Origin of the sequence: Maribacter sp. Asnod1-A12 (assembly GCF_045063735.1) — a bacterium.
In the GTDB taxonomy this organism is placed as follows: Bacteria; Bacteroidota; Bacteroidia; order Flavobacteriales; family Flavobacteriaceae; genus Maribacter.
Genome location: NZ_JBEFNZ010000006.1, coordinates 1,437,457 through 1,456,363, shown reverse-complemented (window position 1 = coordinate 1,456,363; position 18,907 = coordinate 1,437,457). Strand labels below are relative to the sequence as shown.

General features: G+C 29.6%; 21 protein-coding genes. 5 read left to right on the top strand and 16 right to left on the bottom strand.

Annotated elements, in window-relative coordinates; genetic code table 11:
• The first annotated feature begins 1 nt into the window (after position 1).
• A complete protein-coding gene (locus tag ACJJVP_RS06050; protein WP_405411712.1) occupies positions 2 to 604 on the top strand; it encodes a type II toxin-antitoxin system VapC family toxin in 603 nt (200 codons plus the stop codon).
• Here the strand turns inward: ACJJVP_RS06050 and ACJJVP_RS06045 are convergent.
• From ACJJVP_RS06045 to ACJJVP_RS06030, 4 genes are all read right to left on the bottom strand, one after another.
• The gene (locus ACJJVP_RS06045) at positions 601 to 2,121 is read right to left on the bottom strand and encodes a hypothetical protein (protein WP_405411711.1); all 1,521 of its coding nucleotides are present in this window, start codon (positions 2,119 to 2,121) and stop codon (positions 601 to 603) included. The genes ACJJVP_RS06050 and ACJJVP_RS06045 overlap by 4 nt on opposite strands.
• An 85-nt stretch (positions 2,122 to 2,206) precedes the next feature.
• Entirely contained in the window at positions 2,207 to 2,590 is a 384-nt protein-coding gene (locus ACJJVP_RS06040) for a hypothetical protein (RefSeq protein ID WP_405411708.1), read from the bottom strand.
• A complete protein-coding gene (locus ACJJVP_RS06035; RefSeq protein WP_405411707.1) occupies positions 2,587 to 2,877 on the bottom strand; it encodes a helix-turn-helix domain-containing protein in 291 nt (96 codons plus the stop codon). The genes ACJJVP_RS06040 and ACJJVP_RS06035 overlap by 4 nt, the downstream gene beginning before the upstream one ends.
• Positions 2,878 to 2,973: 96 nt before the next feature.
• The gene (locus tag ACJJVP_RS06030; RefSeq protein WP_405411705.1) at positions 2,974 to 3,903 is read right to left on the bottom strand and encodes a hypothetical protein; all 930 of its coding nucleotides are present in this window, start codon (positions 3,901 to 3,903) and stop codon (positions 2,974 to 2,976) included.
• A gap of 499 nt (positions 3,904 to 4,402) precedes the next feature.
• Here ACJJVP_RS06030 and ACJJVP_RS06025 point away from each other — a divergent pair, with 499 nt between their 5' ends.
• The 3 genes from ACJJVP_RS06025 to ACJJVP_RS06015 all read left to right on the top strand — a co-directional run bounded on the left by ACJJVP_RS06025 (position 4,403) and on the right by ACJJVP_RS06015 (position 6,026).
• Complete coding sequence (locus ACJJVP_RS06025; protein WP_405411702.1) at positions 4,403 to 4,678, top strand: hypothetical protein; 276 nt, start codon at positions 4,403 to 4,405, stop codon at positions 4,676 to 4,678.
• A 570-nt stretch (positions 4,679 to 5,248) separates the two neighbouring features.
• Positions 5,249 to 5,650, top strand: coding sequence for a hypothetical protein (locus ACJJVP_RS06020; RefSeq protein ID WP_405411701.1), 402 nt, complete (start codon positions 5,249 to 5,251; stop codon positions 5,648 to 5,650).
• A gap of 193 nt (positions 5,651 to 5,843) precedes the next feature.
• Positions 5,844 to 6,026 carry a hypothetical protein gene (locus tag ACJJVP_RS06015; RefSeq protein ID WP_405411698.1) on the top strand — a complete coding sequence of 61 codons (183 nt, stop codon included), beginning with the start codon at positions 5,844 to 5,846 and terminating at the stop codon, positions 6,024 to 6,026.
• Between the two features lie 116 nt (positions 6,027 to 6,142).
• Here ACJJVP_RS06015 and ACJJVP_RS06010 read toward each other — a convergent pair whose 3' ends face one another.
• The 5 genes from ACJJVP_RS06010 to ACJJVP_RS05990 all read right to left on the bottom strand — a co-directional run bounded on the left by ACJJVP_RS06010 (position 6,143) and on the right by ACJJVP_RS05990 (position 13,295).
• Positions 6,143 to 6,565 carry a hypothetical protein gene (locus ACJJVP_RS06010; protein ID WP_405411697.1) on the bottom strand — a complete coding sequence of 141 codons (423 nt, stop codon included), beginning with the start codon at positions 6,563 to 6,565 and terminating at the stop codon, positions 6,143 to 6,145.
• A 46-nt stretch (positions 6,566 to 6,611) separates the two neighbouring features.
• On the bottom strand, positions 6,612 to 9,611 hold the full coding sequence (locus ACJJVP_RS06005; protein WP_405411694.1) for a type I restriction endonuclease subunit R: 3,000 nt from the start codon (positions 9,609 to 9,611) through the stop codon (positions 6,612 to 6,614).
• A 3-nt stretch (positions 9,612 to 9,614) separates the two neighbouring features.
• Complete coding sequence (locus ACJJVP_RS06000) at positions 9,615 to 10,970, bottom strand: restriction endonuclease subunit S (RefSeq protein ID WP_405411692.1); 1,356 nt, start codon at positions 10,968 to 10,970, stop codon at positions 9,615 to 9,617.
• Entirely contained in the window at positions 10,970 to 12,682 is a 1,713-nt protein-coding gene (locus ACJJVP_RS05995; protein WP_405411690.1) for an N-6 DNA methylase, read from the bottom strand. Before ACJJVP_RS05995 ends, ACJJVP_RS06000 begins: the two co-directional genes overlap by 1 nt.
• Positions 12,683 to 12,743: 61 nt before the next feature.
• Positions 12,744 to 13,295, bottom strand: coding sequence for a hypothetical protein (locus ACJJVP_RS05990; protein ID WP_405411688.1), 552 nt, complete (start codon positions 13,293 to 13,295; stop codon positions 12,744 to 12,746).
• A gap of 349 nt (positions 13,296 to 13,644) precedes the next feature.
• Here ACJJVP_RS05990 and ACJJVP_RS05985 point away from each other — a divergent pair, with 349 nt between their 5' ends.
• Complete coding sequence (locus ACJJVP_RS05985) at positions 13,645 to 14,124, top strand: hypothetical protein (RefSeq protein ID WP_405411686.1); 480 nt, start codon at positions 13,645 to 13,647, stop codon at positions 14,122 to 14,124.
• A 49-nt stretch (positions 14,125 to 14,173) separates the two neighbouring features.
• Here ACJJVP_RS05985 and ACJJVP_RS05980 read toward each other — a convergent pair whose 3' ends face one another.
• From ACJJVP_RS05980 to ACJJVP_RS05950, 7 genes are all read right to left on the bottom strand, one after another.
• Positions 14,174 to 14,275 (bottom strand): hypothetical protein, encoded by a 102-nt coding sequence (locus ACJJVP_RS05980; RefSeq protein ID WP_405416143.1) that lies wholly within the window; start codon positions 14,273 to 14,275, stop codon positions 14,174 to 14,176.
• Positions 14,276 to 14,402: 127 nt separating this feature from the next.
• Entirely contained in the window at positions 14,403 to 14,549 is a 147-nt protein-coding gene (locus tag ACJJVP_RS05975) for a hypothetical protein (RefSeq protein WP_405411684.1), read from the bottom strand.
• The gene (locus ACJJVP_RS05970; protein WP_405411682.1) at positions 14,546 to 15,166 is read right to left on the bottom strand and encodes a recombinase family protein; all 621 of its coding nucleotides are present in this window, start codon (positions 15,164 to 15,166) and stop codon (positions 14,546 to 14,548) included. Before ACJJVP_RS05970 ends, ACJJVP_RS05975 begins: the two co-directional genes overlap by 4 nt.
• Before the next feature lie 209 nt (positions 15,167 to 15,375).
• On the bottom strand, positions 15,376 to 16,233 hold the full coding sequence (locus tag ACJJVP_RS05965) for a hypothetical protein (RefSeq protein ID WP_405411680.1): 858 nt from the start codon (positions 16,231 to 16,233) through the stop codon (positions 15,376 to 15,378).
• Positions 16,234 to 16,273: 40 nt separating this feature from the next.
• A complete protein-coding gene (locus ACJJVP_RS05960; RefSeq protein ID WP_405411677.1) occupies positions 16,274 to 16,888 on the bottom strand; it encodes a hypothetical protein in 615 nt (204 codons plus the stop codon).
• A 255-nt stretch (positions 16,889 to 17,143) separates the two neighbouring features.
• Positions 17,144 to 18,064 carry a hypothetical protein gene (locus ACJJVP_RS05955; RefSeq protein ID WP_405411675.1) on the bottom strand — a complete coding sequence of 307 codons (921 nt, stop codon included), beginning with the start codon at positions 18,062 to 18,064 and terminating at the stop codon, positions 17,144 to 17,146.
• A gap of 74 nt (positions 18,065 to 18,138) precedes the next feature.
• On the bottom strand, positions 18,139 to 18,819 hold the full coding sequence (locus tag ACJJVP_RS05950) for a hypothetical protein (protein ID WP_405411672.1): 681 nt from the start codon (positions 18,817 to 18,819) through the stop codon (positions 18,139 to 18,141).
• Positions 18,820 to 18,907 lie beyond the last annotated feature (88 nt).

Here is an 18,907-nt window from a genome sequence, read left to right as displayed (position 1 = left end):
TATGTCTTACTCATATTATAATGCATCCACATATACAATTAAGGATTCTGAGAAATACTTTTTAGATGCTAATATTTGGCTCAAAATATTGGTTCCAAAGAATAATTTTTCTCATAAAGACAGGGCTTATGTAGCTTTTTTTGAAAAAATTATAGAAAACAAAAAAGCACGAATTGTTGTTCCCGCCCTAGTAATATCGGAAGTTATAAATAGAATCATTAGAGAGGTCTACTTTCAAAAACATATTAAGGGGGTTCGAAAAAGAACCCCGAAATTTGTTCCAACAAGTGACTACTATAAAAAGGTATATAGAAACACCCCTGAATACAGCATAGCTTATAATCTTATTTGTGATGATATTAAAAGTTATAACACCTCTATTGACCTGATAAGCGACGAATTTGGTTCTTCTTTTAAATTCAAGCACGTAATGTCTAATCCCCCAAAAAGTCTTGATTTTAATGATTATTACTATTATAATTTGTGTAAAAAGAAAGGTTATTATTTAGTTACTGACGACAGTGATTTTTGGGTTGAACATATTAATATTATTACAATGAATAAGACTTTATTAGACAAACATATAGTCACTTTGATTAATTAAGCTTCCCAAAGCTCACTTTTAATTTCAGATCTTACTCCTAACATTTCAAATAGTTTCTTTTGTAAAAATGTTTTCACTTCATTTTTATAATTTTTAGGTACAATTATACTATCATGAATTGTAGTCATAAACATTTTGGGATAGACCTTTGATAGTTCTTTTGTAACTATATCCAAAACTATAAAGGCCTCTAACTGTTGTAAAAACTTAGAAAATAACTTTTTGGACCTAGAGATTATTTCTTTCTGCCTTTTAGTTCTTCTCCTTCTACCTAATCGTTTAGGGATTTCCAATTCTTTACAGTATTTAAAGTCATCAATAAATTCATTGACAGCATCTGGATATACCCGTCTAAGCTCTTTTAAACGCAAACTGTTATTCTCAACGGAGCAATACATATATTCTAATACTAACACCTTGCAAAAGCCTCTAAGGTCCTTAAAATGCGTTTTCTCTTTTCTACCCAATTCAGTATTATATACACTATCAAAATAGCCTCCTTTAGTGTTCGCTGACTTTACCGTACTAATAAATTTAGAAGATAACTTACTTCCAATATAATTATAAATATCATTATCGCAAACCAAACTCTTGTACGCCCTAAAGTCAGCGATAGTGGCATCTGACAGAGTTATGGAATTCATTACAGTATCAAACTTGTCTCTAACTTGTTTACATCTCAATCCTTGTTTTAGAAACTCTAAGGAATCGGTATTCTTTTCTATTATTAAGTAAAACACACCTGCCAACAGATAAGGTTGAGACGTCTTGATATCTAGCGACACCAACTTTTGCCCATTATGGGATAAATATTTACGTAAAGTAGAAGGTAAGTTGGTTAAGTTAGAATGAAGTCTATTATCATTTGTACTTCTTAAAAAATACCATTGGTCCAACCTTATGCGGTTTATACTATAAGAGTATTGTTTTTTTTGGTCTAATGACAATGACTGGTCCTTTTCTAAAAACTTAAATGCAGCTTGCCAATCTGCCTGAATATTTTCTCCGTTCAACCATTTAGTTAAATGCTTAGTTGTCCGTTCAGCAGCAGTTTTTTTTTGTTCTATTTTAGCATATTGCTTTAAAGATTTAGATAAAAACTTTTCGTAAGTAAAGCTTAGAAATTCGTAAGCCGAATACTCTTCAATTTCATGTTTTTGGTCTCTTTTATTCTCAAAAAAACATACTTTATAACCATACGATTTTGAATCTTCCTTGCAATAAGGTATTGTTTTTATATATCCATATCGAACGAGGAAATCCTTATATTTTCGAAGATCTTTTTGTAAATAAATATTTAAAAATTTAGAAGGTACCCTTATATATCCACCAGGAGTTATATCATCCTTTCTTATACTTTTTTGATGCCGTATATAGTCTATCATGAAAACGGCTTTATCAATCATTACTTTATTATTGTCATTTTCTGAAAAATGACAATTGAATCTATTAATATTATTCTCTAAATGCTTAAATAGACTAGCTTCCAGTGTTATGTACGTATTTTTATATCTCATTATTTTAATTTTAAAAATTAAACATAGCAATGCCCGTCTATGCTTTTATGAGCATCGCTATGTGTTTAAATAAATTGTTGAATTTTTAGGCTAATGCCTTAGAGTAGAGATTTTTAAACTCAGGAATTCTTCTTCCTAAGTCAAGGATAGATTCAACAGTATCACTGTCTTTAATTTCAACAATTACCTTATACGATTGAAATAAATCTTTATCTAGCAGGAATTTATTTGACCCGCCCCCCCAATGTATTAAATTGTGTGTTTTGAAAAAACTTAGGTATTTGTTGTAATCAGGAACTGCAAAAGTCCATTTTGGTCTTAAAACAAGTTCACCATTTAATCTTGAAACCCACAACCCATATAAATACAATTTCCCAAGGCTAAGATCCAAATAAAGTTTAGAAATTTCAGTTTCTAAATAATCCATTTGCCTTTCGATTTTGTCCGTAGAATTTGCTCTTACAATCATGCTGATTCATTTAAAAAGGTTAATAATTCGCTTTTTAAATAAAGAACCTTCCCATTTAATCGCTTTGCTGGAAGTACTTGAGATTTGTCTAAGCTCCAAAGAGTTGTTTTAGAGATTTTTAGAAAATCAGCTGTTTCACTTCTAGATAGATATTCATCTTGAAACTCCCTTTTTGAACTATAGAAAAGTTCTTTGTGCTCTTGCAGTACTTTGGTAACTGCGCTCCCGATGATTGATTGGAATTCGTCTAAACCAACACCGTTTAATTGTAATGATTTTACTATCATTGAAAATAATTTTACACAAACACTTCGTTGTATTTGATTTGACAAAACTATTCTGAATGACTTTGAAATATGTCTGAGTACGGTACTCTTGAAGTACTAACTAGTTTCTTTAATAATAATGTCCAATCGTTTTTTAAAGAATTCGCTTAGACAATCTTCTCTATCCGCCTTTGCACTTATTAACATGAGGTCTTTTATTCTAAAATCTCTAAAAATATTCTTGTCATCTTTACTGTTAGATTTTGTTCTGCTTAAATAAGGTTTAATAGATTGAGGTTTAATTTCGTTGTCCAGGTATTCAGATACTAATTCACTAGCTCTCTTTTCTTCAAGAACTATATTTCCATTAAACAAGTACTGCCCTGTCTCGTTAATCGTTATTATACCATTAGCCATTAATTCGGCAATCCTTTGCCAATGACGAATTTGCGGTGATGTACTGGAAGGTTTAATTTTATTCGCTGAGTTTGTGATATCGGGATATACAGTTGTAATATCACTGCCTATTGTTGATTTTAAAGATTTAAGATTTTCTTTTAATTGAAGAGTAATTTCTTTTTGAAACCAATTTGGGACAAATGAATCCCAAATACTATCTAAATCCTTTTCTATTTCATTTAACTCTAAATCCAGTTCTTGCCAAAAAATGTAACATTTAAATTTGTTGCACGAAAATAAAAAGTTTCTAATTTCTATAATTTCATTATCCAAAAAATCATTGCACAAATCCTTAACATCATATTTGTTAATTCCTAAATCGGTCGAGAGTTTTTCAAAATCTATTAAAGTCAAGTCAAAAATTCCCTTAGATTTCTTTATATCTTCTTTTTGAGCTGAATCTATGGGAATGTATTCCATCCCCTTTAAAGTATTTTTAAGTATATGTCGCTTAATGTAATTAGAATCGTATTTGAAAGGATCTTTAACATCTCTTGGAAGGAAATTCTCTCCGTATTTCTCAATTTTTAGAAATGATTTGGGGTATCTGTTTGAGAATTCAATTAAAAAGGTACGAATGTCATCCATAAAGTTAAAATATAGTTTGTAAAATTTACTATTGGTAATAGAAAAGAGACATTGAATGGTTGTCTACCCGAAAAGCCCTAAAAATAAAGAAAATTCCTGTCGGATATAAACGATAATTTTAACAAAAATCTGGCTACATGCGCACGTATGCACTTTCTGTAGGTAACTAAAACTGATATAATAAGCAGGTGTAACTTTAAATATCCAATATATAACCCTATTTGCCTGAAATAGAAGTTTGATTTAAAAAAGACTGATTCTATTTGGGTTATATTGATTTTTTAAAATATAAGATAACACCAAGTATATATATCGTTCTGAGCTCTTTCAATTTATTTATTATATAAGCTAAACGTCGGTTTTAATCTAATTTTGCTTAGAGCTTTTATCTCAAGATAGACCATCTACATATTAACGAGTAAAAAGATGATTTTTTTAATACCCCCCTAGACTAGAAAATAGGTTAAATATTTTTCTATAACTGAATACATCAAAACACATGAGTAAAATTAAATATATTTGTTATACTATGGGATTTCCACCAATAATAAAGAAGTTTTTAGCCATTGCCCTTATTTTTATGAGTATCGGATTTGTTGCAAGATTAGTTTTGTTCGTGCCAATTTTGGTTACGGAATTATCAAATGCCATAAAAGAAAACGTTGGATATTATTGGGGGTCATTCACTTTCTATTTATTGCTATACATATTATTTTGGATAGTTACTTATTATATGTTCAGCTACGGAAGGAAATTGTATCGAAATGAATTCTAAGCCAACCTTAAAAAGGTTTACTAGTCCACTTTTGTTTAATTATTAGTTTTCGAACATACAATTAATCTAAAGTCGAAGCAAAACAACGTTTGAATTTATCAATAAGGCTTGAAATTTGTATCTTTAGTTGTAGATAAAAAAGCAGATAATTCACTGAGAACCATTATTAGCACACTGTGAAGCACCCTTAAAAAAGAAAAAACTCGCAACATTACTATTTACAGTATGTTACGAGTTTACTAAGTGGTCCCACCTGTAATAGAACCAGTATATTTATCTACTGATTATCAATGTTTTATAAATAACAATGGAACTCTAATAGTTCCATTTTAGAACTTCTGAAGTTCCAACAAACTATATGGGTTCCAATCTAATTCAAAAATATCAAATTCTTTTCATCATTTCTATACGATTATATAAATCTCTCATACTTATAGTAGGAAAGAGGTTGAAACTGTAATAAAATACCACGAGAGTGGTTGAAATCGTCCATCCATCTTCCCGTTTTATTTGAGTAATCAATACCTCTAAGGGTATAGGTACTCTATTATAAAAACTTAAAAAGGTAGTATGAAAACAATAGGTATAATGTTTAGAAAGATTAATAAAATAGGTACTAGAACTATTACTAATCCATCCAAAGATGAATTAAGGAAACAAGTAAAAACTCTTCACAGAAAACTCAAAAAAAGAGATAAGATTATTACTCACTACTCGATTGAAAGTGATACTAATAAGAGGGGGAAATATCACACTCACCTTTTGATTGAGTATAATGATGAAGAGAACCTCTATAGGGAACTATCTAGATTTATAGGTGGATATATTTGGGAGGACGATTACAATGGACTAGATCCAATCAAATCATGTAATGGACTTTATGGAGAAGTGGACACCCATTTTATTTATGATGAATATGGATTCAGAAGTTATATGGATAAAAATGAAATTATGGAAACACCTCTGATATAATATGGATTTAACTAGATATAATGTTGTTGAAAGAGTAATAAAAAAATTAGTTATAAAAATTTTAGAATTTCTGAATACAGATAATATTAATACTAAAGAGTTATTCTCTTTAATAGAAATGAGAGAGATTATATAAAAGAATATGACGGTTTGAACCGAAGTAAAAAGACTCAAGAAATGTTTAAAAAAGAAAATGGAAAATAACGACAGAATAACTAAACAAGATTTAGAAAAAATGTATGGGGTTAATAGAACTACAATAGAAGTATGGAGAAAGAGATATGGACTCCCATTAATAGAAATATCATCTCATTCAAAATATATAAGGAAAGATGATCTTATCAAGTGGGAAGATGGTATGAAGGATAAGTTTTAAGTTGAGGTTTAACAATGAAAGTATAGAAGATTCGGAAATTGATATAGTATGGAATAAGATCAAGGAATTTTTAGTGTGTAATTTTTAAAAGAACCCCTTTCATTGTTAGGGAATATTTAAAAGTCTTTTAATACTCCATTTTTATCAGTTTTCTCAACAAAGAATTTTTCTTTTGTTTTAGTGTTATAAATATAAACTTCACCTTTCTCAGTTGTTCTTATCTGAAATTTCCAATGTATTCCACTATTGTTGGTATTGTACGGATCTCCATCTATTTGTTCCTTCATAAACTCTCTTAGATCAATTAAGATAAAATCATCAAATAACCGTATCAAGAGTTTTCCTTTTTTTTCTTTGGGAAATTTTATAAGATTTACATTTCTAATATCAAACCAGTTATTCTTATTTTGTACAGATGGTGATAAGACGAAATAATTACGATTCTCAAAGATTGTAGTATTTCTATATTGAATGAGTTTTAATTCATTCAGTAGAAAATCTTTGTTGTGGTTCGAGGTACTTATACGAGTTTCAGACATTAATATTATTTTACCTATTAGTTCTATCTTTTCTGAGAGATATAAATTAACTTCTCAACTGATTCATTAAATCAGGTCTTGAGATAAATAACTGTATCAATCTATCTTTGTTTTCCTTGTTTTCGAAATACTCATAGAGTTTAGTACTAACATCCAACGTATGTATGTTTTTACCCTCGTAAATCTTTTTCAGTTTATCTCTTTTATTCGAATCAGTGTTATCTGAATTCACCACCTGTACGAACTCTTCATCATTCACCATATCAGTTAGAAGTTTTCTTGAACTTTCTTCTGTTCCCTCCGGTACATTTCCATAAAGATCATTTATATTCTGAATAATCTCAGAGAGTAAATCAAATTCTTCCTCATCCTTACCACCACCAGTTCCATAGGTGTGAGGTTCAAATAGAGTATCTTGATTCTCTAGTATTATATATTGTTTATTCTTTACCTCAAGGGTTAAGGATTCTAAATCAACTAGATTAGAAACATCCAATTTATCCATACTTTCAACTGGAAATTTCTTCCTTAAATACTCTAAGAATATGTAATGTCTTTCCAATTCAATATTATCAAATTGATGTACCATAGAAACATAACCATACAACTTACAATAATTAGAAACCTGAGAACGAGATTCATCTTTTATCTCTTGTGAAAGTTCTTCCCATCTCTGAATAACTACATTGAGTATGGGTTGTAATATTCCATCATCTTTACGTCTGTCTTGGTAAAAAATAGAACTCCAATCATTAATTTCTTGAGAGGTAAATAACCCATAATTTCTAATATTATCTAAAATATCGTATACCAAATTAGGATCAGTTTCCTCTGATAGAATTGTTGTTTCATAGAAGTTTTGAAATGATTCTTGAATAGAATCTACCTTGTTCACAAAATCTAAAACGAACGTACTTTTCTTTCCTTTTGTTTTTCGGTTCAACCTTGAAAGGGTTTGAACACACTGAACACCATTTAACGATTTATCTACGAACATGGAGTGTAAGAGAGGTTCATCAAAACCAGTTTGAAACTTATTACAAACGATTAGAACACGATATAAGGGGTTTTTGAATCCTTTCGGTATATCTTTACTATCGAACCCGTTTTCCTTGTTTAGGTCACTCTCAGTAACCTTTTCCCCATTATAATTGAAATCTCCACTAAACCCAACTATACATTTAATTTTATCTTGTAATCCCTTCTCCTTGAGTTGTTTGTTCATTTCTTTGAAATACTTAATTGTATCTTCAATAGAACGAACTATAATCATTCCTTTTCCTCTACCTTCAATAGATTTTACCGTAGTATTTAATAGGTGTTCTAAAATTACATTTACCTTTCTTGTAATTGTTTTTTCGTTGGAATCTACCCATTTAACCAGTTCCTTTTTTCCTCTACTTTGTGGTAGTTCAACATCTTCTCCCGTTCCTTTTAATTTGAACCATCTTTTGACAGGGGTGAACGATTTCAAAACATCAAGAGTAAATCCTTCACCAATAGATTGTCTCATGGTATAGGTGTGAAAAGGTCTTTTTTCAGTTGTACCTTCTTGAGGTGTTCCGAAAATTTCTATGGTTTGGGGTTTTGGTGTCCCCGTAAATCCAAAGAAAGAAATATGATTTTGTTTTTGACGAGATTTCATCTCCGAACGAATCTTTAAGATTTCTTCATTAATGGTTTCATCATCTATCCCTACTTTATCTTCATGATTAAGAGAAAGGGTTTTGTTAAGGTTCTTTGTTCCTTTTCCTCCTTGTGATGAATGTACCTCATCTACAATTACCCCGAACTTCATCCCTTTGAGTTCTTTCATTTTATTAACTACTACAGAGAATTTCTGAATGGTAGTAATAATGATATTTTTACCCGATTCAAGGGAGGTTTTTAATTGTTCTGAATTTTTATTGATTTGTTGAACAACACCTTGTACCTTCTCTAAACTCTTAACGGTATCTTGGAGTTGTTTATCCAGTACTTTTCTATCGGTGATTATAATTACAGAATCAAATATTCTTTCTTGTCCATCATTTTTAAAAAGATTGATTAACATGAAGGATAACCAACCTATGGAATACGATTTACCTGAACCTGTAGTATGTTGTATTAGGTAGTTTGTACCCACTCCATCTATTCTTACAGAATTTTGAAGTTTACGAATTACATCTAATTGGTGGTATCTAGGAAAGATTAAAACCTCTTTCTTTTTTTCAATCACTTTGTTTTTTTGGTCACTCCATATATAATCAGATTGATGAGTGAACAGAACAAAATTTTCAAGAATATCTAATAAAGAAGTCGGTGTCAAAACCTCTTCCCATAAGTAAGAAACTTTGTATCCATTTGGATTTATAGGATTCTCTAATCCTTTATTAAATGGAAGGAAAAAGGTATCCTCACCGTTTAATTTGGTGGTCATTTCTACTCTATCATTATCTACACTAAAATGACAAATACATCTTTGAAATTGTAATAGAGGTTCACCTTTTGGGTTTCTATCAAACTTATATTGATGATTGGAGTTTTGAATTGTTTGTCCTGTAAGTTGATTTTTTAGTTCTATAGTAAGAATTGGAACACCATTTACAAAAAGAACAATATCAATAGAGTTTTCACAATTTGGGGAGTAGTGAAGTTGACGAACAAGTAGTAATCTGTTCTTTAAGTATTTATCTTCTCTATATTTCTGATTTAACGAACTACTAGGTTGGAAGTAAACCGTTTTCATGTTTCCACCTTGAATCTCATTAAAACCTTTACGGAGAACATGAATTAAACCCTTCTTACCAATTTCATCTGATAATCTTTTTACAATTTTTCTATCTGTACTCTCTCCATACTTTTTATGAAGTTTATCATAGGTGTCTTTTTGAGTATCTTTTAAGAATTGAATGTATTCCTCACCAATAATACACTTCTCTCTATCGTACCATTTATCAGAAGAATTATGGATTCTAGATTTATACTGTAAACCATCATCGTTAAGTGAGGTTAAATAGTTCTCTATATACTCTTCGTATCTTCTTTCTGTTGGTACGTTCCCCATAATTTAATCGGTTACTTTTATTTTCCCAGTTACCACCTCAGAGATTAGAGATTGACGGTATTCTTTTAGATGTTCTATTCTCTTTTCTTCAATAGAGATAGTAGAATCAATGAGGTTGGTTTTCTTATCCAAGAAATCAACTATTTGTTGTTGTTCGATTAATGATAAATAAGGAATTCTAATTGTTAAAAGGTCACTTTTAGTTATATTTTTCATACTCGGACTTGTTCCAGTCGAACGAGAGGATAATTCACTTCTAAATTTATTTGATTTGAGTACATAACTTAACCATTTCACAGATAAATCAACTCCTTTGAAAATTTCAGTAATCCATAATCTGTCGGGTAGAAATAAATTTTTGTAATCTCTGTCTATGTAACCACTTGAACCTACCATCTGAGGTGTATTCATTCTACTAATTATAATAGAGTCTTTTAATACTGAACACTTTATCCTTTGATATTCTGTTATGAGAATTTTCTTGTTCTCGTTTGGTCTGAAAATATTTCCATAGACCGAACTCGTTTTCAATATTCCCATCTCATTTTCATCCTCTACTGGAACATTTTCAGAATTGACACTAACTCCAGAATTAAGATTTTCAATAATAAACTTTAATGGTTTAACAACCCAATGACTTGGAATCTCTCCAATCCATTCAACACCACTATCTTTTAGTTCTACATTAGGGTTTAAACCTTTGGTAACAACTTCATTGATCAAAGAGGTTCTTTGTTCTTTAAGAAGTTTAATTTTCTTTTCGGTTTTCTTTAGAAGGGAATCAATTAAAGAGGTTTTGGTATCTAAGTATTGTACTATTTGTTGTTGTTCTTGAACGGGAGGATATAAAAGAGGAAAATCATTAATTTTTTCTTGAGAAATTGTAGGTGTTGTACTTCCTGTTTGTTCTATGTCAAAGGAGTTTTTTATGTATTTACATACTGTTTGATAATAAAAATATTTAGGAAATAATTTAATCTTTTTAAGAACTACCAATTGGGGGTTTATAGTCATTTCTGGTACCCCTTGAGGAATAATTGAAGTTTTTCCAATTGTTGACCCTGTTTTTACGAGAATTATATCATCAGGAAATATTTGAATTTCAGGTGATTCATAATATTTATCCCAACTTAAAAAAGTTGAATTTTCAGTACTAAACTGATCTTCTTTAATATTACTTGGACTGATAGTTATTACACCTTCTCCTTCATCCACTATATCCTCAACGGTATATCCCCTATATCCGATTCTTCCACAGATATTGGAGACGTATTTCAGTTTAGTCTTTATCCATTCTTTTGGTATTTCACCAATTAATTCTACTCCAGAATCCTTATATGAATCGTATCTCCCTTTCATTAATCAATTATTTGATTTAATAAAACTTCCGATTCTTTTTCTAAATCCAACAAATCTTGAGTGATTTCTGTTAAACTTCTAAGAGGTTTATATTGATAAAAATATTTAGTGAAATTGATTTCATAACCCACTTTACTCTTGTTTGAATCTATCCATGAATTAGGTAAGTGTGGTTTAACTTCTCTCTCAAGGTATTTATTAATATCCTCAGATAATGGTATACGTTCGTTATCTCTTAATTTAGAATCTGGTTTTGGGTTTCCTTTCTTATCCTTTACAATTTTACCATCTTTTACTGTGGGTTGTTCAATGGTAACTTTGGTATAACCAAAGAACTCATTATCGAATATTTTAGAGAATTTCCCTTCCTTAAAATCTGTATATATTTTTTGTAAATCGTCTCTTTGTTCTTCATCAATAAACTTACGTTTACTTCCCAATGATTTTTTCATTGATTTATGAAAAGAAGAACCATCTATCAACTGTACTTTACCTTCTCTTGTTTTGTTCTTTTTGTTGGTAACAATCCATATATAGGTTGAAATCCCTGTATTAAAAAAGAGTTGGTCGGGTAGGGAAACTACACACTCTAACCAATCATTTTCTATAATCCATTTTCGTATCTCAGATTCCCCACTTCCACTATCTCCAGTAAATAAAGGAGAACCGTTAAAGACCACACCAATACGAGAACCTTGGGTTTCCATTTTGGATATCATATGTTGTAGAAAAAGTAAAGAACCATCACTTACTCTTGGTGTACCTACAGAGAATCTTCCGTTATCCTCATTAGATTCATTTACAACCTTCTTTTGTTCTGATTTCCAACTTACCCCAAAAGGAGGGTTAGTAATCATATAATCAAACTTTCTACTACCATCACTATACTGATCATTTGTTAAAGTAGAACCCAATTTAATATTATCGGGTTGTTCATCAGTAATCAAAAAATCAGATTTACAAATAGAGTAGGTTTGTGGGTTGAGTTCTTGTCCAAATAGGTTTACATCTATTTTTTCATTAATATTCTTCTTTAACCATTCTTTACCAATGGTTAACATACCACCAGTACCACAACAAGGGTCATAGATAGATAATATTTTGTTAGGTTGAGATAACTTTTCTGTGTCTTGAGAAAACACAAGAGAAACAAGTAAACGAACTACATCTCTTGGTGTATAATGTTCTCCACTAGTTTCATTAGACATCTCTGAGAACTTTCTTAGAAGTTCCTCAAAAATTTGTCCCATGGTATGGTTGTCCACAACATCAGGATGAAGATTTACCTCTGTGAACTTTTCAACAAGTAGGTATAGTTTATCGTTTGAATCTAATTTATCTATGTGTTTCTGTAAACCAAAATTTTGAATGATATCTTGAACATTGGTAGAAAAACTACTTAGGTAATCATAGAAATTATCTGAGAGTTTATTCGGTTCTTGTTTCAACCTATTCAAATCATATCTTGAATAATTTGAGAATTTAAGGTTGAGTTTAGAATGGATAATTTTAGAAGTATCCTCGAATTTATCTTTATACTCTTGGTGTATTTTTATTATATCTTCTTTCTTACCATCAAGAACACAGTCTAGTCTTCTAAGAACTAAAAAAGGAAGAATTACATCTCCGTATTCATGTTGTTTGAACAGTCCTCTCAATACATCATCACATACATTCCAGATGAAGGAAGAAATTTCATTATGATTGGTCATTAACTATTTCGTTTTGGGGACTAAAAATAGTCATTTCAGAAGATCTATTTTACGGGAATCCTCATTTAAGGTAATCCCACATATTCAATTCATCTTTCTTCCATTTTTTTAATAAAATCACCTGTTCCTTTTCTGTTCTCATTTCGTTCATAAGGTTCTTTTCAATTATTCCCCTAATTTCTTCTCTACATTCCTCCATTAGGTCATCTCTATGTTCTATTCTAGATACGAAAAGAATTGTATTTTTTATTTCATCAAGTTTCTTTCTAACTTTTAAGTTACTCCCTAAATATTTTTTTCTCTTCAACCCACCATATTTAAGGTTAATACTCCATTGGAAGTTTTTACCCTTTTGTACAGTAGGAGAGACCGAGGGAATCGATTCTTCTTGAAAGGTGACAAGTTGATGATAAAGTTCAATTTTCTCTTTCTCCCAATCCCTTTTTTCGTCTTTCAACTTTTTGATTCCAATTTGAAGGTCTTTGATTTTCTTTTTTGAATCAATGATATCATCTCTTAATTGTGAGTATCTCCTTCTCTTCAATTGGATTTTCTCCGGGGTTTTCTCCCATATATCTTCATCTATTCTCTTTAGTTCATAGTTTCTACCCATAACAACTCTACTCTCATTTTAAATATAATTAAAAGTAGAGTAAATATTTTACAATATCTAACCATCGATTATACTATTTAAAATCGATTAAAATCATTATTCATCGGGTTTTTATGGTTTTTTAATGACTCTTATAAATTCATATATTTTTTGTAGAGTATCCATTTTCAGAATTTTACACTGTGATTGATTAAGAGGTTAAACCCCTATACTCTTAGTCTCTGAAACAAATTAGGGATGGAATTCTAAATTAAATGTCATGAAGTGAAAGGTTAAATAGTAAAAGTCAAAAAGTATTATTGAGGGTAAGTTTCCTCCCTCTATTAAAGGAAACAAAAAATTTAAAATTATGAGTAAATCAAATAGTAACAAGAAAATAGTAAATAAAAGTAACCAACCTCAACAGAGTAGTTTGAGTATGAAGAGAAAACAAGTAAAAGGGAATCTTACTCCAAGAACAATCGATTACCATATTCAAATGTCAAAATGTATTGATGGTGAACTAACAGATCAAGAAATATTCGATTTAAAGGAGGAAATTAAATCTTGGGATTTATACAGAATATCATACTTACAAGAGAACCCTATTAGAGTTGTTGATTATGATGGTATTCCAAATCCAATATTAAAACATCTGTTAAGTCATTTCGGTACAGTTGGACTGGATTGGGAAGAAATTGGAATAAAATACTTTACGGTACAGACTTTTGATGAGGAAGAAGATTCGAAACCAACGAAACCAGAATTTTGTAACGGATGTAAAACCGTGGGTGAATATTATAGAACGTTAGAATATCAATTACTGATGTATCAAGTTCATTATAGATGAAAAAACAATTAAACACAAAAAGAAGGAAGAAGTTAATTTTGAACCTTAGTTATACGGTGACAAATTTTCTAACCTTAACAACAGTCTTTGGAGATACACCCAATCTACCTGAGATATCCCTGACAGATTTTCCCTTTTCCAAAAGGGAAATTATCTGTTTGGATTTTGATTTAGAAAGAAAAGTTTACACTTTCATTCGAACCAAATATTCAAATGAAGAATGTATGTAATTCTTTTCCTCCATTAGAGGAGACAAAAAATAAAGTCAATACAAAGAATTATTTCTTTTTATTATCTATCATTAAATCAACCCATTCCATTAACCCAACAGAAGGGTAGTCCTCCGGGAGGGGAGATTTTCTTTCTCCCATTTTTTTATACCATAAATCCCTGTCATTCTCATCATTTACTTTTACATCCTTCATATTAATTCAGTTTGAGGTTGGTAGTGTTTTCTAACTTTAACAATAGTTTTTGGAGATACCCCCAATCTACCAGAGATATCCCTAATAGATTTCCCCTTCTCTAAAAGGGAAATTATTTGTTTGGATTTAGGTTTAGAGAGAAAAGTTTGAATGTTTTCGTTAGACCCAACTTTTCTACCCAATTTCCCTCCGTTTATAACATACATCTTCCTACCCATTTCGGTACGTTCCAAAATCTGTTCTCTTTCCAATTCATAAAGAGAACTCATAACAGAGGTAATCAAATTCCAAATGGGGTTTTTCTTACCGTTTACATGGGATTGAAGATTACCCATTCCACGAACTACAACATTCACCCCTTTTTCTTCTAACCAGTGTAGAGTAGAAAGAACATCTATGGTGTTTCTACCTAATCTTGATAGTTCTTCAACTACCAATTCATTTACTTTTCCTTTTACGATTAAATCAGTTAACTGTTTTCCTTTCTCTCTGTCATTGAAAGGAACTTTTCCACTGACACCCTTGTCAAAAAGAATAAGGTCATAATTGTCCTTATCTAACTTAAATCTTTCTCCATCTTGATTGATTGTGGAAGTACGGTTATATTTAATTCTCATGGTATTGGTGTTTCCTTTTAATATTCAATATTAATTTACGGAAATTACCCGAGTCAAACAAGATTAATCGACTGTCTTACAGTCTACTAGGTGTTACACTTTTTATTAAGGATTAAAGGGAAGTGAAATGAGAAATGTTATGATTTTAATTAAAAGGAGTAGATAATTTTCCTTAAACCTTAAATAAGATTTTTATGTCGGGGGTTAATCTATTCAAGAGAATCCCAGAATTCAGGACTTTGTTGATCTAAATCTAATTGGTCATTGTAATTTGATTCATTTTCATTATAATCATTTTGATTAGGGTAAATTTCATCATTTAATGATTTGTCATAACCTATACTAATCTGTTCAAGTAGTTTTTCATCCAACATATAGTTCGACGATTTAAGAAACAATACTAAGTTTTCTAATGTTTCCTTTTCTAAATTTACAGAATTCCAAACCTCTATATAACATTCAATTAGACCCTTATCGTACAAAAAATAATTATGATATATAGTTTCAAAATACTCTTGAAATTCAATATACGTGTTAAAAGTGTTTGAACTAAATGATTCAATACTGTGTTTTTCTGATTTAAATAAAATATCATTAAAAGTCGAATCTGTTTCCAAAATAGGTGTACCAAATCTTTTTGATTTGTTAATAAGAGAGTTTATTCGTAGTTGTTTAAATTTTAAAAGTTTTGAAATTAATTGATTCATTTCAGATATCAACATTTGTTTTCCAAACGACCTAAACTCCTTTAAGAAATGATATTCTCGATTTTCAATAGAATCAATAAATTCAATTGAAGAGAGGTAATTCTCAATCTCAGATGAAGGATTTATATTTTCTATATTCCCAGTCTTCTCACAAACTTTTTCAACCATAGATAACTGATGAAGTATTTCTTCATAAAAATTGTGAATGAATTTAGGAGGGAATTCTTGTGAATTTGGAACATTCCAAATATATCTATTAGTGTGTAAAAACCTTTTATTGAATTTACTAATCCGATCTATTAAATTCTCTTTTTCAAGTTTTAACTGTAAACGATAAACAATACTAATATATTCCTTCATTTCGAGAATTGAAATTGGTTCTTCTTATAAAGATATTGGATTAAGAATATATATCAATTGGATACCCTTTTAATCCTTTTAACATCCTACCAAAAGTAAATAATGATTCATCCATTTCTTTTGGTACAATATCATAATTTTCATGGATTTCATTAAACCAATTTTTGTACTCAGTTTTATAGATTTGATATACTTTTTTAGAACTTAAAGGAAGTTCACCAATAACCCCATTTTTAAAGAAATTATATGAACGGTATACGTGTTGATCGAAAATTGGGAATTCGTATCTATTAATTAGGTGTAAGAGGAATATTGTCCAAATTGGAGAATTCTTATTTGGTTGAAATTCATTTTCAAATAACTCCCAATCGAAGTATTTTTCATATCGAAAACTATTTGATAACTCTCTCAAAACATCAATCTTCTCCCAGAAACCTAAAACCACTCTCATCTTCTTTTGAGATATTTTATCTCCTGTTCCATTCTTCCATTTAAATAATTCTATGAAAGAATCTTTATTCTCGAGAACATCGTAAATCTTGTTGTACTTAAATTCATTTGGATATGAATATAAAGGGGACCATTTGATAATAAATTCAACAGGATTATTAAATCCCCAAATGTTGATGTTATATGACTTTGTATTCTCTTTCATGATGTTATACCATTTACTCTAAAATCATTATTAAAGTTTCTAGTATAAAATAAGAATTATGAAGGGGACTAGGTTTCTTGTAACCAAGAATTAACTTTTCGATTATAACCTCATAATAGAGGTTTTCATGTCGAGTCCATATTTTAACCTCTAGAAATTTTTATATCAACCTAGACACCTAATCCTTAACATTTTAACAATGTTTCCCTGAAACTGATGAATTAAAGAGAGTGACTTATTATTTTAGATAATGAATTAATAATATTCTATAATTCTTTCAACAATTTTATTAGGAACATTGTTCTGATAGTCCTTTAATTCTATCCAATTATTATAATCATCATAAATATGTTCATAATAAAAACTATATGTTTCATCAGGTGGAAAATGATTCAATGAAGTTGTTTCATCACCATATTCGTTATATGATTTAGAAAATGTATACTCTAATTTATTTTTAGAACCATACCTTGATATTATAGTTTTTTTATCTTTTTTATTGTACTCATATTTTTCCGAAGAAATCAAATTACCGTTTGATTCAAATAGTTTCCATTCTATTCGATTTCCTTTATCATCATATTGATATATCGATTTTTTACCAATATTTTCTTTTGAATTAAAACTAACTGTTTGAATGTGATTTTCATTTTTGTCATATTCATATAATTGTCGTGAATAAACCTTTCCGTCTTGATTGTATTGTATTAACTCTTGAATATCACCGTTCGAATTATTTCGATATTCTATTTTCCATGACAACCTCCCTTTAGAATCTAAACCTTTAGTTTCTACCAAAATATTATTATCATATACCTTCAACTCCTTACTTTCAATTTCACCAGAAAAATTAAATTCTTTTACTTCAATTTCATTCAAATTATCATCGTACAAATAAGTTGTCCTATTATTAAAACTACCATCCTGATTATAATATGTATATTCAGTCATATATCCAGACTCGTTGTAACTTATCTTTGTAGTCCTTCCTCCATAATCTACTTTTTTTATTTCTCCAAAATTAGATTTAATATTATATTCTGTTTCAACAAGAGATTTAACTTTACCTTTTAACCCCCTTAAATCTAAATGGTTTTTCTGTTGATTTTCGAGTTTACATCCAAACAGAAATACAACAATTATAAATGGAACTATCTTTATATTTAGTTTATTCAAATTAACAAGATTAAGTGGTATTAGTACATTTTCATTTATAGTATTTTTTCAATTTTAGAAATTAAAAAAAGTACCTATAAGTTTTTTAAAACATTGTCACACATCCATTTTTCTAATTCTTCGTCACTACCACCTTGAGGAGAGGGACTTACAGATTCAAGAATAAGTTCAATGTTTTTTGAATTACATATCTGAAACAATTCACTCTTGAATTCTGTCCATTCTTTCTCCCTAACATTGAAACCAAGATTACCATTTGTACTACCAAGAGTATTAATAACCTTTTTAATCGATTTGGTTGAAGAAAGTATTTTTAAAATTTTCTCATTATAATTTCTTTTGATATTAATAATATGAGATTCATATGACAGTTTTGATCTCAAAATATCATTGTCACCAAAATTTCCAAATACCTTTTTTTCAAGAAATTGGTTTAGGACATGTTCATCTTCTGATGAGAATTCTATACTTTTAATTAAATCAAGAAACATGAACCCAGTTTCCTCTAATTCTTGAAATCGACTTCCTGGATTATCCTTGAAATATTTTGTGTTATCATACTTTAATTTCCCTATTGATGTCCAAAATCTATTACCTCGACCTCTTTTTGGAATTCTACTATAATAAAAATCTGTTGGTGTTTTGTCTTTGGGGTTGAAAGGATTGAAAGAACCCAAAATCAACGTCTGTGGTTGTTTTGGTTGTTTGGAATCCCAGTTAAAAACTTCTGAGATATGAGTAACTACCTTTTTCATGTTATATTTTCTATTTTAAATACAACTCAAATAAGACGTTAATATTTTAATAAGTTATGAGATAATAAAAATGGTATTGTAGTATTTT

Excerpts from the sequence above, each read along its gene's own strand:
- ACJJVP_RS05985 (WP_405411686.1), top strand. The coding sequence starts at position 13,645 with ATGAGTAAATCAAATAGTAACAAGAAAATAGTAAATAAAAGTAACCAA.
- ACJJVP_RS06040 (WP_405411708.1), bottom strand. The coding sequence starts at position 2,590 with ATGATTGTAAGAGCAAATTCTACGGACAAAATCGAAAGGCAAATGGAT.
- ACJJVP_RS06000 (WP_405411692.1), bottom strand. The coding sequence starts at position 10,970 with ATGAAAGGGAGATACGATTCATATAAGGATTCTGGAGTAGAATTAATT.
- ACJJVP_RS05950 (WP_405411672.1), bottom strand. The coding sequence starts at position 18,819 with ATGAAAAAGGTAGTTACTCATATCTCAGAAGTTTTTAACTGGGATTCC.
- ACJJVP_RS05960 (WP_405411677.1), bottom strand. The coding sequence starts at position 16,888 with ATGAAAGAGAATACAAAGTCATATAACATCAACATTTGGGGATTTAAT.
- ACJJVP_RS06025 (WP_405411702.1), top strand. The coding sequence starts at position 4,403 with ATGAGTAAAATTAAATATATTTGTTATACTATGGGATTTCCACCAATA.
- ACJJVP_RS06015 (WP_405411698.1), top strand. The coding sequence starts at position 5,844 with ATGGAAAATAACGACAGAATAACTAAACAAGATTTAGAAAAAATGTAT.
- ACJJVP_RS06035 (WP_405411707.1), bottom strand. The coding sequence starts at position 2,877 with ATGATAGTAAAATCATTACAATTAAACGGTGTTGGTTTAGACGAATTC.
- ACJJVP_RS05990 (WP_405411688.1), bottom strand. The coding sequence starts at position 13,295 with ATGGGTAGAAACTATGAACTAAAGAGAATAGATGAAGATATATGGGAG.
- ACJJVP_RS06020 (WP_405411701.1), top strand. The coding sequence starts at position 5,249 with ATGAAAACAATAGGTATAATGTTTAGAAAGATTAATAAAATAGGTACT.
- ACJJVP_RS05975 (WP_405411684.1), bottom strand. The coding sequence starts at position 14,549 with ATGAAGGATGTAAAAGTAAATGATGAGAATGACAGGGATTTATGGTAT.
- ACJJVP_RS05965 (WP_405411680.1), bottom strand. The coding sequence starts at position 16,233 with ATGAAGGAATATATTAGTATTGTTTATCGTTTACAGTTAAAACTTGAA.
- ACJJVP_RS06050 (WP_405411712.1), top strand. The coding sequence starts at position 2 with ATGTCTTACTCATATTATAATGCATCCACATATACAATTAAGGATTCT.
- ACJJVP_RS05995 (WP_405411690.1), bottom strand. The coding sequence starts at position 12,682 with ATGACCAATCATAATGAAATTTCTTCCTTCATCTGGAATGTATGTGAT.
- ACJJVP_RS06010 (WP_405411697.1), bottom strand. The coding sequence starts at position 6,565 with ATGTCTGAAACTCGTATAAGTACCTCGAACCACAACAAAGATTTTCTA.
- ACJJVP_RS05970 (WP_405411682.1), bottom strand. The coding sequence starts at position 15,166 with ATGAGAATTAAATATAACCGTACTTCCACAATCAATCAAGATGGAGAA.
- ACJJVP_RS06030 (WP_405411705.1), bottom strand. The coding sequence starts at position 3,903 with ATGGATGACATTCGTACCTTTTTAATTGAATTCTCAAACAGATACCCC.
- ACJJVP_RS06005 (WP_405411694.1), bottom strand. The coding sequence starts at position 9,611 with ATGGGGAACGTACCAACAGAAAGAAGATACGAAGAGTATATAGAGAAC.
- ACJJVP_RS06045 (WP_405411711.1), bottom strand. The coding sequence starts at position 2,121 with ATGAGATATAAAAATACGTACATAACACTGGAAGCTAGTCTATTTAAG.